At 42.7% G+C, this 15,385-nt stretch carries 14 protein-coding genes; 12 read left to right on the plus strand and 2 right to left on the minus strand.

The window, feature by feature from the left end; all coding sequences use genetic code 11:
- The first annotated feature begins 61 nt into the window (after positions 1-61).
- From GSF08_RS05760 to GSF08_RS05815, 12 genes are all read left to right on the plus strand, one after another.
- A complete protein-coding gene (locus GSF08_RS05760; protein WP_160624893.1) occupies positions 62-2,638 on the plus strand; it encodes a calcium-translocating P-type ATPase, PMCA-type in 2,577 nt (858 codons plus the stop codon).
- Positions 2,639-2,995: 357 nt separating this feature from the next.
- Positions 2,996-4,288, plus strand: coding sequence for a uracil-xanthine permease family protein (locus GSF08_RS05765; protein WP_160624894.1), 1,293 nt, complete (start codon positions 2,996-2,998; stop codon positions 4,286-4,288).
- 56 nt (positions 4,289-4,344) lie between these two features.
- On the plus strand, positions 4,345-5,202 hold the full coding sequence (locus tag GSF08_RS05770; RefSeq protein WP_160624895.1) for a radical SAM/SPASM domain-containing protein: 858 nt from the start codon (positions 4,345-4,347) through the stop codon (positions 5,200-5,202).
- Between the two features lie 426 nt (positions 5,203-5,628).
- Positions 5,629-6,573 carry a lactonase family protein gene (locus GSF08_RS05775; protein WP_160624896.1) on the plus strand — a complete coding sequence of 315 codons (945 nt, stop codon included), beginning with the start codon at positions 5,629-5,631 and terminating at the stop codon, positions 6,571-6,573.
- On the plus strand, positions 6,570-7,973 hold the full coding sequence (gene gndA, locus GSF08_RS05780; protein WP_249805931.1) for an NADP-dependent phosphogluconate dehydrogenase: 1,404 nt from the start codon (positions 6,570-6,572) through the stop codon (positions 7,971-7,973). The genes GSF08_RS05775 and gndA overlap by 4 nt, the downstream gene beginning before the upstream one ends.
- Positions 7,970-9,364 (plus strand): glucose-6-phosphate dehydrogenase, encoded by a 1,395-nt coding sequence (gene zwf / locus GSF08_RS05785; RefSeq protein WP_160624897.1) that lies wholly within the window; start codon positions 7,970-7,972, stop codon positions 9,362-9,364. Before gndA ends, zwf begins: the two co-directional genes overlap by 4 nt.
- Before the next feature lie 190 nt (positions 9,365-9,554).
- Positions 9,555-10,427 (plus strand): amidohydrolase family protein, encoded by an 873-nt coding sequence (locus GSF08_RS05790; RefSeq protein WP_160624898.1) that lies wholly within the window; start codon positions 9,555-9,557, stop codon positions 10,425-10,427.
- A gap of 217 nt (positions 10,428-10,644) precedes the next feature.
- Positions 10,645-11,025, plus strand: a complete 381-nt coding sequence (locus GSF08_RS05795) for a TnpV protein (RefSeq protein ID WP_117541435.1) — start codon at positions 10,645-10,647, stop codon at positions 11,023-11,025.
- Between the two features lie 131 nt (positions 11,026-11,156).
- Positions 11,157-11,534, plus strand: coding sequence for a GntR family transcriptional regulator (locus GSF08_RS05800; RefSeq protein WP_117541437.1), 378 nt, complete (start codon positions 11,157-11,159; stop codon positions 11,532-11,534).
- A complete protein-coding gene (locus GSF08_RS05805; RefSeq protein WP_117541439.1) occupies positions 11,535-12,398 on the plus strand; it encodes an ABC transporter ATP-binding protein in 864 nt (287 codons plus the stop codon). It begins immediately after the preceding gene.
- Entirely contained in the window at positions 12,395-13,039 is a 645-nt protein-coding gene (locus GSF08_RS05810; protein ID WP_117753961.1) for an ABC-2 transporter permease, read from the plus strand. Before GSF08_RS05805 ends, GSF08_RS05810 begins: the two co-directional genes overlap by 4 nt.
- Positions 13,040-13,082: 43 nt before the next feature.
- Positions 13,083-13,250 (plus strand): nucleic acid-binding protein, encoded by a 168-nt coding sequence (locus GSF08_RS05815; protein ID WP_237999755.1) that lies wholly within the window; start codon positions 13,083-13,085, stop codon positions 13,248-13,250.
- Positions 13,251-13,322: 72 nt separating this feature from the next.
- Here the strand turns inward: GSF08_RS05815 and GSF08_RS05820 are convergent, their stop codons facing one another.
- Positions 13,323-14,759, minus strand: a complete 1,437-nt coding sequence (locus GSF08_RS05820) for a MobA/MobL family protein (protein WP_160624899.1) — start codon at positions 14,757-14,759, stop codon at positions 13,323-13,325.
- Positions 14,760-15,006: 247 nt separating this feature from the next.
- On the minus strand, positions 15,007-15,222 hold the full coding sequence (locus GSF08_RS05825; RefSeq protein WP_022358410.1) for a helix-turn-helix domain-containing protein: 216 nt from the start codon (positions 15,220-15,222) through the stop codon (positions 15,007-15,009).
- Positions 15,223-15,385: the final 163 nt, after the last annotated feature.

Consider the following 15,385-nt stretch of genomic DNA (forward strand, 5'->3'; position numbering starts at 1 on the left):
TGTCGAAACGATCATAACCAATCTCCTGCCACATACATTTGAATAAGCAGGAGGGATATGTATGGTTTATCAAAAAAATATAAAGGCGGTTCTGGAGGAATACAAGGTCGACGGCGATCGCGGACTCAGTACCCATGAGGCCGAGGAACGGCTTAAGCAGTATGGACGCAATGAATTACGCAAAGAAAAGAAGATAACGCTGCCGCAGATGCTGTTGGAACAGTTTCAAGATCCAATGGTTATCATTTTAATTATTGGCGCGGTTGTTTCTTTTTTCTTAAAAGAGGTGATTGATGCTTCCATTATTCTCGTGGTTATCATCATGAATGCGATGATTGGCGTAGCACAGGAATTCAAAGCGGAAAAAGCGATTGAAGCCTTAGAGAAATTATCCACACCGAAAGCACATGTCATTCGTGAAGGATTTATCCGTGAAATAGATTCATCACAGCTGGTGATCGGTGATATTGTAGATTTGGAGGTAGGATGTTATATACCTGCTGATTTACGTCTGATCAGTTCTCATTCATTGAAGATTGAGGAATCCACGCTGACAGGGGAAAGTGAGCCGGTTGATAAGGATGCAACACTGCTGCTGGATACGGATACAGGTATTGCTGATCAGCGTAATATGGCTTTTATGTCTACCTTTGTTACATATGGAAAAGGCCGTGGAGTAGTTGTTGCGACCGGAATGAAAAGTGAAGTTGGTAAAATTGCCAAGCTGTTGGACGATACCAAGGAGGATAAAACTCCGCTTCAGCAGCGACTGGCGCAATTATCAAAAATTTTGGGTATCGGATCAGTTGCAATCTGTATGATCATGTTTGTGGTATCACTTTTGCAGGGAAGAGATATCTTCGATATGCTGCTGCTGTCTATTTCACTTGCCGTGGCGGCAATTCCGGAAGGTTTACCGGCTGTGGTTACGATCGTGCTGGCGCTTGGAGTACAAGTTATGTCAAAGAATCATGCGATCGTCCGTAAGCTGCATGCGGTGGAAACGCTCGGCTCTGTCAGTGTGATCTGCTCCGATAAAACTGGTACCCTTACGCAGAATAAAATGCATGTGGTCAGTACCTATGCCAATGGTGAAATGAATGGAAGCTTTGACGAGGATATGCTGTTTGGTATGAGTCTTTGTAACGATGCCAAGGTACAGGAACAGGAAATCATCGGAGAACCAACGGAAAAGGCACTGGTTGCTTTTGTGGAGCAGCAGGGCATTCATAAGCATACTTTGGAATTGGATTATGTGCGAGTGAATGAAATTCCTTTTGATTCACAGCGCAAACTAATGACTACGGTGCATAAATATCGAAATGGGTATGTATCATTTACCAAAGGAGCATTAGAGCGTATCTTGGATCGCTGCACACACATTCAGCTGCACGGAGAAAAGCTTGCATTCTCTGCTTATGAAAAAAGTCGGATCATGGAAGCCAGCCGACAAATGAGTGAACAGGCGCTGCGGGTGCTTGCGATTGCCAAAAAGCCGGTACGCAATCCGATGTCTGACAATTTGGAAAGCGGATTGATCTTGCTGGGCTTGGTAGGTTTGATCGATCCGCCGCGTGAAGAAGTAAAAGAGAGTATTGCCATCGCTCATAAAGCCGGCATTGAAGTTGTTATGATCACAGGCGATCATCCATTGACAGCGCTTGCGATTGCCCGGCAGCTAGATATTGCGAAATATCAGCAGGAAGTATGCACCGGTGCCGATCTGGATGCGATGAATGATCAAGAGCTCGGCGATGTCATTTCCCGCTACCATGTGTTTGCGCGGGTCACACCCCAGCATAAAGTGCGCATCGTCCGTGCGCTGAAAGCGAATGAACAGGTTGTCGCAATGTCCGGTGATGGCGTTAATGACGCGCCGTCTTTAAAAAATGCTGATATCGGCATTGCGATGGGAAAAAGCGGAACTGATGTATGTAAGCAGGCGAGCGATATGATTCTCGCGGATGATAATTTTGCGACGATCGTCAAGGCGGTAGAAGAAGGAAGAAATATCTATCTGAACATACAAAAAGCTGTACTCTATTTATTAAGCTGCAATCTGGGCGAGATCATGTCATTGTTTTTGACCATGGTGCTGATGCCTCATGTAGTTTCCACCCTTAGCGCAGTGCAGATTCTTTGGGTGAATATGGTAACCGACGCTTTTCCGGCCCTGGCCCTTGGGGTTGATCCAAAGGATCGTTATATTATGGAAGAAAAACCGCGCAATGCGAAAGAGAGCTTATTCGCACATGGAGGTTGGGTGTTTACGATTCTTAACGGTATGCTGATCGGTACAATAACGATGGTCGCCTTCCGGTATGGACTCAACAGCAGTCCGGAAAAAGCAAGAACCATGGCCTTTATGGTTTTATCCATTTCACAGCTGTTTCACGCAATGAATCTTACCAGCCGTACCCATTCACTGTTTCAGGTCGGCATCTTTAAAAATAAATGGTTGATATTAACCGTATTCTTTGGAATTGCTCTGCAGGTAATGGTAGCGAGTTTGCCGTTTTTCCAGATGCTTTTGAAAACAGTGTCGCTCGATGTGTTCAGTTGGGGCATTGTATTCTCTCTTGCCTTTTCACCTATTTTGTTAAATGAAGCTAGTAAGTGGATAGCTCATGAACGCTGAGCTAATAATCATACGTACCGGGAAGTCTTGAAAATAAGACTTCCTTCTTTATTTTCTTTATAAAAATGAGGTGCTGATGGAAGAATTTAAAACAGATAAATCCATATTACAGATCGCATGCATTTATAAAATGTACTTGATAAGTGCTTAAAAGGTGATATTATCATCAGAAAGAATTGGAAATCATTTGTTTATGCTTCACAGGATTTATATCCTATGCTAAAATAAGAACAGCACATAGGTCTTTAAGCGGATCCAGAGAGGTCGCAAGGCAACTATCTCATCATCATATTGCCATATACGGACTGCGGGTGCAGTTCGTTTTTATCTGCCTGTGTGATAAAGGAGGATATACATATGAGTGATTCAAAAATGTTACTGGATGTTCGGGATAAACCAAAACCTGCACAATGGGCCCTGCTGTCATTTCAGCATGTGTTCGCAATGTTTGGTGCTACGGTGCTGGTACCGATTATTACTGGATTTCCTGTATCGGTGGCACTGTTTGCTTCTGGTATCGGAACCCTTATTTATACCGTATGTACCAAAGGAAAGGTACCGGTTTACCTAGGCAGCTCCTTTGCTTATATCGGAGCTGTTCAGATTGCTGTAGCGGCACTCAGCGGGGATGTGTCGGCGGCACAGACCGGTTTGATGCTGATAGGTGTTACCTATGTAATTGTCGCAACCGTTATCAAATTTGTCGGTAAGAATTGGATCGACAAGCTGCTTCCGCCAATTGTTATCGGTCCGATGATTGCCGTGATTGGTCTGGGTCTGGCAGCCAATGCGGTTAAAAACGCCGATCTGGTACAGGGTGGTGATCTTCGCAATATGGCTGTGGCAATCATCACATTTTTAACAGCTGCGTTCATCAGCACCAAAGCAAAAGGCTTCTTTAAAATCATTCCCTTTTTAATTGCTATCGCAGTAGGCTATATAAGCGCCGTTGCATTCGGACTCGTGGACTTTTCGAAGATTGCCGATGCCGAATGGTTTTCTCTGCCGGAATTTATTCTGCCGTTTAAGCTTGCGGGCTTCAAAAGCTGGCATTTCTACTTCGGCCCGGAAACTTGGGCAATCCTGCCGGTTGCCTTTGTTACGATTGCTGAGCATATCGGTGATCATACCGTCCTTGGTAAAATTTGCGGACGCAACTTCTTAAAAGATCCTGGTTTGGAACGCACCCTGATGGGTGATGGTATCGCAACTGCTGTTTCTGCCTTTTTAGGCGGCCCGGCCAATACGACATACGGAGAGAATACCGGAGTTATCGGTATGACCAGAGTATCAAGTGTTTACGTGACCGCAGGGGCTGCCTGCATCGCAATCCTGCTGTCCTGTGTCGGCAAGATATCCGCGTTTATTTCAACCATTCCGGATCCGGTACTCGGAGGAATGAGTATATTGCTCTATGGCGTAATCGCCAGCAACGGCTTGCGGGTACTGGTTGATAATCATATCAATTTTGCACATCAGCGCAATTTGATCATCGCTTCAGCGATGCTGGTCATCGGTTTGGGCGGGGCAATCCTTCCGTTTGGCAAGGTTGTTACCTTATCGGGAACAGCACTGTCTGCATTGGTGGGAGTTATTTTGAATCTGATTCTGCCAAAACACGAAGAAGGACCGGAAGCTCCGGAAATATAATATGAAACACCGGTGTGTCCGGTGTTTTTTTATGATATACTTGGTTTGGTGATGAAATGCGATTTAAACGGATTTATGTAGAAATTATGAATAGCTGCAATCTGCATTGTTCGTTCTGCATCAAAAACAAACGGCCGCCGCAGTGCATGTCAGCAGAGCAGTTTAAAACCACGGCAATACAGCTTCGTCCTTACAGTGACTATCTGTATCTGCATGTACTTGGGGAACCGCTCATGCATCCGGAATTAGAAAAAATTTTGAATATCTGTGCAGAATTGCGTTTTCAGGTCAATCTCACAACCAACGGAACGCTTTTAAAAGAGCGGCTGCCCATTTTAAAAAAGGCCGCCGCACTGCGTCAGATCAATGTTTCTCTGCACAGCTTTTCACAGCAGGACGGAATTGACAACAACACCTATCTGAAGGATTGTCTGGAAGCTGGTGAACAGCTCTTGGATCACGTCTATATGTCCTATCGACTATGGAATAAGCAAGGCGGCAGCTTGGATGAAGCTACAATGGCGCTCGTGTCAAGTATCAATGACCGTTATCATGCTGAGATTGCGCCGCAGGGGATACGAGGAAGCGATAAATATACTCTGAAGCAGAATATGTTTCTCAATTTTGAAGAAATGTTTATATGGCCGAGTCTGGACAATCCGATTCAAGCTGATCCGGCACGCTGTCTTGGATGGAAAAGCATGTGTGCGATCTTAGTGAACGGTGATGTCGTACCATGCTGCTTAGATGGGAATGGAGCCTGTGTATTGGGAAATTTAAAAGATCAGCCCTTCTCTGAAATTATTGAAGGAGAAATGGGGAAGAAAATTCTGGAAGGCTGGAAGCAGGGAAAGGCAGTTATGCCGCTTTGCCAGCGCTGTTCCTATCGGCTTCGTTTTGGGGCTAATAAATAATGGCTGCCTGATTGGCGGCTTTTTTATTGGATCCTGGCTTATCAATATTTACAGAATGAACGCTTTTGTAATTAAAATTATGCGAAAGTTAATAAAGCATGAGAATGTTCTTATAAATTCAATAATTTCATTCCTTTTGATCCTTTCTTCTCCTTATATCGCATCGCTGCTAAACGATCATTCGCTGTTGATAATACTGTTCAAGCACAGCACACGACAAAGGATAAGAAAGAAAGGGCAGAACGTGAATGAGAAAGTCTGGTATCTTCATATGCTTTACTGTATGTTTCTTCACTTATTTTCTTAAATTCATTGACTGACAGAGTGAATTTGTTGAATGAAAATCACTGCCGCCGGAGCATATTAGTAGGTAGAATGGAACGTTCGTTGTAAGGTTATGGAGTAAAAACGAAAAGAGGTGCTCATATGATCACAGGATTTGTGGGGACATATTTATCTCCGCGAAGCAAAGGTCTTTATCGCTTTCAATTTGATGAACAAAACCTTCACTTTCTTGAAAAGCAGCTGTTTTTTGAAGCGGAGGATGTGAAATATGTATCCTACATGGATGGTATGCTGGCATTTCCCTGCCGCCGCGATCAAGCGCAGCTGATCTGTATTCAGGATCAGATGGTACATGCCAAGGAAAGCTTCGAACAGGATGTTGCGGTATATGTGGTGCAGGATCAGCAATATATTTATACGGTCAATTATCATGACGGAGTGCTGATACGGTATGAGAAAGCAGATTTGAAGATTGATAAGAAGGTGTTTATTCAGGAAGAAGCCGGCTGTCATCAGGTATTGTTGACAAAGGATCGAATAATCGTACCATGCCGGCTGTTGGATGCGCTCTATATTTATGACCGCAGGGATTTAACTCTCGTACAGATACTGAATTTTCCGGTTGGAAGCGGGCCCCGCCACGGTGCGGTGACTGCGGATGAAAATACAATTTATGTCATTAGTGAAAATACCAGTGAGCTTTTCCTTATTCATAATGAACCAACGATGAAAATTGTCAAACAACTCACGCTGTCAGTGAAGGGAAGACAATGGGGTGGAGCGGCAATCCGTTTATCAAGAGATGAACGATTCCTGTATCTTTCGTTACGCGGAAGCAACCAGGTAGCAGTCGTCGATACTTCAAAGTGGCAAGTCATTCAGCGAATGGACAGTCATGGTGATCATCCCCGTGATGCAGCACTGAGCCCGGATGAGCAGTATGTATTTGTTATCAATCGTACCTGCGGCACAATGGCGGTATTCTCCAGAAATGCTGAAAATGGACGATTGCAGGACTTGAATCGTGAAATTACGATCGAACAAGGTGTCAGTATCGTATTTGCAGAAAAGGAGGCATTCAAATGAATCAAATTGGAATCATCGGATTAGCGGTTATGGGGCGCAGCCTGGCGCTCAATATGGCCGATCACGGATATCAGGTAGCAGGCTTTAATCGCAGCTATGAAGTCACAAAGCAGATGATCGAAGCTTCACCGCATAAGAATTTTCATGGTTATCGCACCTTACAGGAAATGGTTTCTTCCTTAGAAAAGCCGCGGCGGATTATGATGATGATCAAGGCCGGCAAACCGGTGGACAGTCTCATTGAACAGTTGCTTTTGCTTTTGGATAAAGGGGATATCATCATGGACGGAGGAAATTCGTTTTTTGAAGATACGATCCGCCGTGAATCTTATTTGCGCTCACAGGGCATTCATTATTTCGGAGTTGGAGTATCCGGCGGTGAGGACGGAGCCCGTTTTGGACCGAGTATGATGCCGGGCGGTGATCCTGCTGCTTATTTCAATATCGGTCCGATTTTGGAAACGATATCCGCTAAGGCGGATGACGGCAAGCCCTGCTGTATGTATATCGGCCCAAACGGCGCAGGTCATTACGTGAAAATGGTGCATAACGGTATTGAATATGCAGATATGCAGATGATTGCTGAAGCCTATTTGCTGTTAAAATATGTGAGACATATGAATAATCAGGAAATGGCAGATGTGTTTGACGACTGGAATCAGGGAACCTTGAATAGCTTTTTGATCAAAATTACCGCCGATATCCTAAGGGAGCACGATGATCAAAGCGATAATGATTTGATCGATCAAATCAAGGATGCTTCTCAGCAAAAGGGAACCGGCCGCTGGACGAGCATCGAAGCACTGAAGCAGGGTGTTGATGTTTCTATGATTACAGCTTCCGGTAATGCCCGTGTAATGTCTAATAACGAAAGCCGCCCATCCGCGGCACAATATTTCCATGATGCAAAAGCTGATAATTTAGGAAGCAGTATATCGATCGAGGATATCCGTTCCGGTTTGTATGCCGCCAAAATGATAGCCTATGCACAGGGGTTTGATTTACTGAAACAGGCGAGCAATGCTTATCACTGGGATCTCAAGCTTGGTGGCATTGCTTCAATTTTTCGAGCCGGCTGTATTATCCAAGCACGTTTTTTGAATCAGATAACAGATGCCTATGAACGTAATCAGCAGTTGCATCATCTTTTACAAGACCCATTCTTTGCGAAGCAGGTAAAGGAATCGCTTCCGGCATTGCGGAAAATTGTTATTCAAGCAATACATGCCGGGATTCCGGTGCCGTCTTTAAGCAATGCCGTATCCTATTTGGATATGTATGCAGCACGCCATGCAGGAGCCAATTTGATCCAGGCACAGCGCGATTATTTCGGCGCTCACACCTTTGAACGGGTAGATCGTGCCGGCAGTTTTCATCATGAATGGAGGCGATCATCATGAATGGATTGACGTTCACGATCTTTGGCGGAACCGGTGATCTCACTTTTCGCAAGCTGCTTCCGGCTCTATATAATCTGCAGGTATCTAACAAGCTTGATCGAACCTTTCGCATCGTCATCATCGGACGCCGGAAATACACCCGGGAAAGCTATGGTGAAAAAGCCAAGGAATGGGTGATGAAATATGCCCGGCTCGCTTTTCAGGAAAGTGCCTTTGATGAGCTTGTCCAGCGGATTCAGTATGTGCAGATGGATTTTACCGCTTTGCAGGAATACAATTCCTTAAATATCTGGTATCAGCAGGGCGGTTATGAAAATCACATTTTCTATTTTGCTGTAGCACCTCGATTTTTCCCAATCATCGCACAGGGTCTGGAAAATGTGGAACATGCATGTGAAGGAAAGGTAATCGTGGAAAAGCCATTCGGTGAAAATCTTTCTGCGGCTCGCTTGCTGAATCATGATCTGGAACGTTTTTTTCCGGATTCTCATATTTTTCATATCGACCATTATCTGGGCAAAGAAATGGTTCGCAACATTCAGGCGGTTCGCTTTATGAACCCTATCTTTAAGAATGTCTGGAATCGAGAATTTATCGAACATGTACAAATCAGCGCAATGGAGGAGGTCGGGGTGGAAAGCCGCGGCGGTTATTACGATCAAAGCGGAGCATTAAAAGATATGGTACAAAATCATCTCTTTCAAATACTTACGATTATCGCTATGGAACAGCCGGAACGCTTCTTCGGTGATGATATGCATCAAAAGCAACTGGATGTCCTGCACGATCTAAGACCGGTAGATAAGCTGGATATGAAAAAAACGATGGTTTTAGGACAGTATCGAGGATATCGGAAGGAAGAAAAGGTTCAAGCAGATTCGACCACGGAAACCTATGCGGCCCTGCGTTTGTTAATCGATAATCCTCGCTGGCAGGATGTACCCTTTTATATCCGTACTGGTAAAAAATTAAATCGGAGGGAAATGGAGGTAATCATCACTTTTAAAAATGTGAACCCGGAAGCGCAGGCAAATGTGCTGATTATCAAAATTCAGCCCAAGGAAGGCATCTATCTGCAATTTAATATCAAGAAGCCTGGTGACAGCGATGAAATTATCGCTACCCGCATGGATTTTTGTCAGAGCTGTTTGGAAAGCAACCGTATCAACACGCCGGAAGCATATGAGCGGCTGTTGTTGGCTGCGGTCAATAATGAGGTCTCTTGGTTTTCCAAATGGGATCAAATTGAAACCAGCTGGCAGTATATCAATCGCATGAAGGAAGCTTATCAGAAGGCTAAGCTGCCAATTTACGATTATGAACCGGGCAGTGATGGCGTTGAATTTTCAAAAACGCTGCTAGGTGGTCAGGATTGGGCCGAACTGGCATAAATAATTTTGAGAATTTGTTTTCAGATAAAGAAAAGATCTCTTCCGTGTCATGTCCCCCAGAACCATGCAGTTTACTGAAATGGAGAGATCTTTTTTGTTTATAATATAGAACAGTATGGAATTATCTTAACTTCCATACTTTTTTTCACGATGAATATCCTGTATGATAATAAGAAAAAGGAGGTATATTATGTATATCATTAAAAATGGAACCATTTATACAATGGGAAAAGAAGGCGTATTTCAGGGGGATATTCTAGTAGCCAACGGAAAAATACAGGCGGTGGGCACAAATCTTTCCTCATCTGATGCGAAAGTGATCGATGCGACTGGATACAATGTGTATCCGGGGCTGATCGATGCGCACTGTCATCTGGGCATGGAGGAAGCCGGTATTCGCACCGAGGGCGATGATGTGAATGAATACAGTGACCCGATTACCCCGCATATGCGTGCTATTGATGCAATCAATCCGATGGATGAAACGATTAAGCATGCCCGTGAGGGAGGCGTTACAACGGTATGTTCCGGACCGGGCAGTGCGAATGTGCTGGGTGGTACGTTTTTGATTTATAAAACCTATGGAAACTGCATAGATGAAATGATCGTCAAAAATCCGGCCGCGATGAAATGTGCCTTCGGTGAAAATCCGAAAATGGGGTACATGGACAGTAAAATCAAAACTCGCATGAATGTTGCGGCTTTACTTCGTGAAACATTGTTTAAGACCAAAGAGTATATGCATAATAAAGAGCTGGCAAGCACTGATACCACACAAAAGCTTCCGCCATATGACATGAAGCTGGAAGCAATGATTCCGGTAATTGAGAAAAAAATTCCCCTCAAGGCTCATGCGCACCGCGCGGATGATATTCTGACCGCGATCCGCATCGCGAAAGAGTTTGATTTAGATATGACACTGGATCATTGTACTGAAGGTCACCTGATACTTGATCAAGTGAAAGCGAGCGGATTCGATGCGATTGTGGGGCCGAGTCTGACCCATAAATCAAAATTAGAATTTGAAAACCATAAAATTATGAGTGATTATTGCTCTCCATAGGTTATCAATAAAATCCTCCAAAAGCCTTGAAAATAAAGGATTTATCGCAATGTGTTCACCTTATCCTTTTATATGATTTCACACAAGTTTACTCTTTCCCTGCCTACTTATAAGGGCAAAATCAAGGGCAAGAAAATCTCATAACAAGATATAACAGAGTGTGGCAATCGGAGAACTGTGACATATGTGCGAATATATTATAACGGAGGATTTTTTAATGGACAAGTATATTTATGATGAAAGCAACGGTTTATGGTATGAGTTGCAGGGAGATTATTATATTCCTTGCATTACTTTACCAACCGAAAAAGAACACAAGTTTATCGGCTTATGGGGACAGCGGTACAAACGCTATTTACAGGAACATAAACGAGCAGTTTACACCACGCTGCTCACAAGCGGAAAATTGAACGGTTATCTTGCTGATATTGACGAACAGGCAATGGATATGATGTTCCGATTGGTTGAGCAAATGGCTGACAAGGAAGGTGTGACTGAGCAACTCAAAGCGGAAAACCCGATGTTGTGGGTTGTAAGAATGAACGAGATACAGGCAAGGGCAAGAGAAATAATCAATAGAGAAATTATATACACATAAAAGATTAGAGCGGCAGGGAGAAATCTCTGTCGCTTTATTCTTGCCCTTGACAATAAGGCACAACTATTATATACTGTACTTGTAGATGTAATACACTATATAATAGCAAGTAACAGAATGGCGGTGGAATTTTGGATATTGTTGTAAGCAATAAGGCAAGCCGACCTTTGTACGAACAAATTTCTACACAAATCAAGGCGGCAATTATGAGTGGTGAATTGAAAACAGGTGAAGCCATTCCGTCTGTAAGGTCATTGGCAAAGTCCTTGCACATTAGTATTTTAACGGTACAAAAAGCTTATGCCACATTACAAGAAGATGGATTTATAGAGTCAACAGCTGGTAAAGGGTGCTATGTATCGGCACAAAATCAGGACTTTTATCTTGAGGAACAACAAAAGAAGATAGAGGAACACTTTACAGACGCAATCGAAGTGGCAAGGGCAAGTGGAATATCACTTGATAAACTAATCAATTTACTGACACTTTTATATCAGGAGGACGAATAAATGAGCGAAAATATTTTAGAAGTTAAAGGTTTGACAAAAGATTACGGTGATTTCGTTCTTGATAAATTGACCTTCACTGTACCTAAAGGCGTAATTATGGGACTGATTGGAGAAAATGGTGCAGGAAAATCAACAACTATTAACTGTATTCTTAATGAAATATCAAAGACAGATGGAAATATTGAAATTTTCGGAAAGGATTATCTCTCTGAAGAAATTGAAATCAAAGACAAAATAGGCGTTGTATTTGATGAAAACCATTTCCCAGATATATTTACACCAAATGAAATTGGAACATATATGTCGGGAATATATTCAAAATGGGAACGAAATACTTATGTCAATTATCTCTCGAAGTTTGAACTTCCTGCTGATAAAAGGGTAAAGGATTTTTCTAAAGGTATGAAAGTTAAGTTGGCTTTTGCTGTGGCACTTTCGCACAAAGCAGAACTTTTAATTTTGGACGAAGCAACAAGTGGTCTTGACCCTATTATCAGAGATGACATTTTAGATATTTTGATTGACTTTGTTCAAGACGAAAATCATTCGGTATTGGTATCTTCTCATATCATAAGCGATTTAGAAAAAGTGGCAGATTATATTACTTTTATTCATAAGGGGAAATTGGTTTTCACCCACTCAAAAGACGAATTAGTTGATAATTACGGTGTAATGAGTTGTGGTGCTATGGTTTTTGACAACTTAGATAAATCAGAGATAATCGCTTATAGGAAAGAGGATTATCAATACAAAGTGCTTGTAAAAGACCGTCACATTGCCGAGAAAAAATATCCAAAAGCGATTGTTGTTCCAGCCGCAATCGAAGAAATTATGCTTTTCTATGTAAAGGGGGAAATGAAATGAAAGGGCTATTAACAAAGGATTTTCTTACAATTAAAAAGAAATATGGCTTACCTCGTGTGATTATGGATATAGCCATTATTATTGCGTTAATGTTCATATTGGAAAAAAGCGGAACAATATATATCAGTTTTTTACTCATTCCTATTGAAATAATGTCAATGATTATCTCCCTAACAACTTGTGACGAGCAATGGAAATGGGGGAAATATGCTGTATCACTTCCTGTATCTAAAAAACAGATTGTATGCAGCAGATATGCTTGTGCGGGTATTTTGTCCTTAATTGGCTTTGTGGTTGCACTCATTGTAAATTCTGCCTCATATATTCTGTTTCCACAATATGCATATGGTTTTTATCTCTTTATGTCCTGTGCTTCATTTGCACTGACATTATTGTTTTTGGCATTTGTTTTGCCATCAAATTACTCGTTAGGTGTTAATGCTGGATTTGCGACAATGTTTATCTTAATTATACTGCTTGTTGTTTTGGGCTTATGGACTAAGGCAACAAATAATTCAATTATGTGGTTTGTTGTAGAGAATTTTGAAGTAAGCATTGCTATTGCAGGAGTTTCTGTTGTTGCAATATGCGGGTTGTCTTTTGTACTGTCAAACTTGTTTTTCAGAAAAAAATATATATAGTTAGGAGTAAGAAATGAGAAAGTGTATCAGATGTGGATGTGAAATGAAAGAAAATTGTGCTGTAAAAATTGAAGGGGCGGGATATGGAATTGTTTTATCATCTGATGAAAACAAGTTATTTGGTGGTCGAATAGGAAAGCCTAAAGTAGCCATTTGCCCTGAATGTGGAGAAGTGTCTATTTATCTTGAAGATTTGGATAGATTAAACTAATCCCTTCTTTTTCTACGATAATGTTATGTACGCCGCCGCTATGGGTAAAACCGTAACGGCGGTTTTTCAATGCTACCTGCTATCTCTGTCAATGGATTTTTTATACTGTCTTTGCGGTGGTTGCTGCTTGTTGCGTTCCTGTATCTCACGCAGATGTTTTAACACGCTCTGCCTTTCGGGCGGTCTGTGCTGTTCTTTAGTGGCAGCTGTCGGCTTCCTGCTGACTTGGTATTCCCACTCGGCAAGGTCACGGTTGTACTGCTCTACAACGCTTTCCATTTCTCGGAAAGTACGCATAAATACCTGCACATCAGGATAACCGTCCGCTTTGAGTGTATCGGGGATTTTATCCAGCCTGTCGGCAATTTCCACTTCGGTTTCTTTGATTTTTACCTCCAACGCTTTTCGTTCTTTACCTTTGAAAAGCCCCTTTGTATCAGCAAGCTGCTGTTTCAAGTGCGGCAGAACTTTGTCCTGCAAGTTTTTAATTTCCTTTGCCTTATCCTGTACTTTTATCATCAGATTTCGCATATGACGGAACTCTGCCATATCAATATCAAGTGTAGGCTTGGGTGGCATATCCTTTTCCCGAATAAGGTTTTGCAGAAAATCTTTTGCCTTTGCCACAATCCCACGGAACAGATTAGGAAGCCAGCCTTTGCTTTTAATTGACTGGCTTGCTTTTTCGTGTATCTCGGTCTGCTTGACTTCTAAAATCTTTGCTTCGGAAATACCCGATAACAACGCCATATCCGCTGTCCTGTTCCATTCCTGCCTTGCGGTATTGTCCGCTTCAATCTCGGCGGCTTTGGGATTGTTCTTGCCGATTTTCTTGGTGGGAAGATAAACGCTGTTCTTATCAAATACCTTTAACTGCTGTTCGGGATCGGAGATATGCCGATTGATAAGGTCGGTGTAAATCTCTTTTATCTCCCGAAGAAAAGGCTCGCTTTTGAATTTATCATCTTTCACGGTAAAGAGGTGGCTTTCGTAAACCTCGCCCTTTTTAATGACGGTACAGCCTTTGCGTATCTGCCCGTCCTCCCCTGTGATTTCTTTCTTGGTGCGTACCCTTTTGCCCGTTTCATCATAGAACACGCTGCGTGTGGCTCTCTTGATGTCAGACTCAGGAAGCAGTTTTCTTTCGCTGAAGATAAGATGGATATGATAATTGGTTTTGCGTTTGTTGTGGTGGAGGGCTGACACGCACTCCACACCATATCTCTTGCGGAACTCCTCCGTAAAATCTTCAAGGACTTCCTGCGGCTCGTATCTTGTATAAACTTCGGGCAGGGCGATAATCAATTCCCTTGCTTCGATACATTTGCCCTCTGTGCCGCTCCGCTTAAACTCCTGCTGGCTTTCCCTTGCAAGGTTACTCCAAAATTCATTGTCGGCGGTGCGGTAGGTGGCATAAAGGTTTTCCTGCTTTGCGTGGCTTGTGATATAGGATATTCTTCCCTTGACATTGGATAGCTTCGACATCTGTATAAATGAATGTCTTGCCATATACTCCTTCCTCCCGTGACGGGCATACTCTTTTTGCAACCGAGAAATCGGTTGCCGCTGTTTCGGCGGCGTAAGCAGACGGACAGCGAAGAAAACAGCGGGCTGTTTTCTTCTGTATCATAGCGGCGGTGCATTGCCCGAAGCGATGGTACAGTGCCCCCTGCAAGGGCGAAATACCCAGAGTACAAATCGAAGATTTGTGCGAGGGGTGTATTTCGCTCTCAAACGCCGAGGGCTTGGAGAATGGTTATTCTACTTTGCGGACATCGTTTTCATTCAGCAGGTTTCTTCCCTGATTGACGCTCATAAATCGCTCTAAAGTATCCCTGCGGATAATCGCTTTTCTTCCGACCTTGAGGACGGGAAGTTTGCCCCAGTCTACCAACTTACGCATTGTATTTCTTCCGATACCCGTACATTCTGCTGCTTCTTCTATGGTTAAACCCATTTTGATGTTGCCCATTTTATCAACCTCCTTTCAAAACACGCATTTTGCAACTATGTATCTGTAATTATACTTATTTTGATACCTCTTGTCAACTCGTTTTGCAACTTATTAAGAAATATTTTTGTCTATTATTAAATTTATGGTTGCAAAATAGGTTTTTCCGTGCTATACTATCAGC

This window comes from Copranaerobaculum intestinale (genome assembly GCF_009831105.1).
GTDB classification, from domain to species: Bacteria; Bacillota_I; Bacilli_A; order Erysipelotrichales; family Erysipelotrichaceae; genus Copranaerobaculum; species Copranaerobaculum intestinale.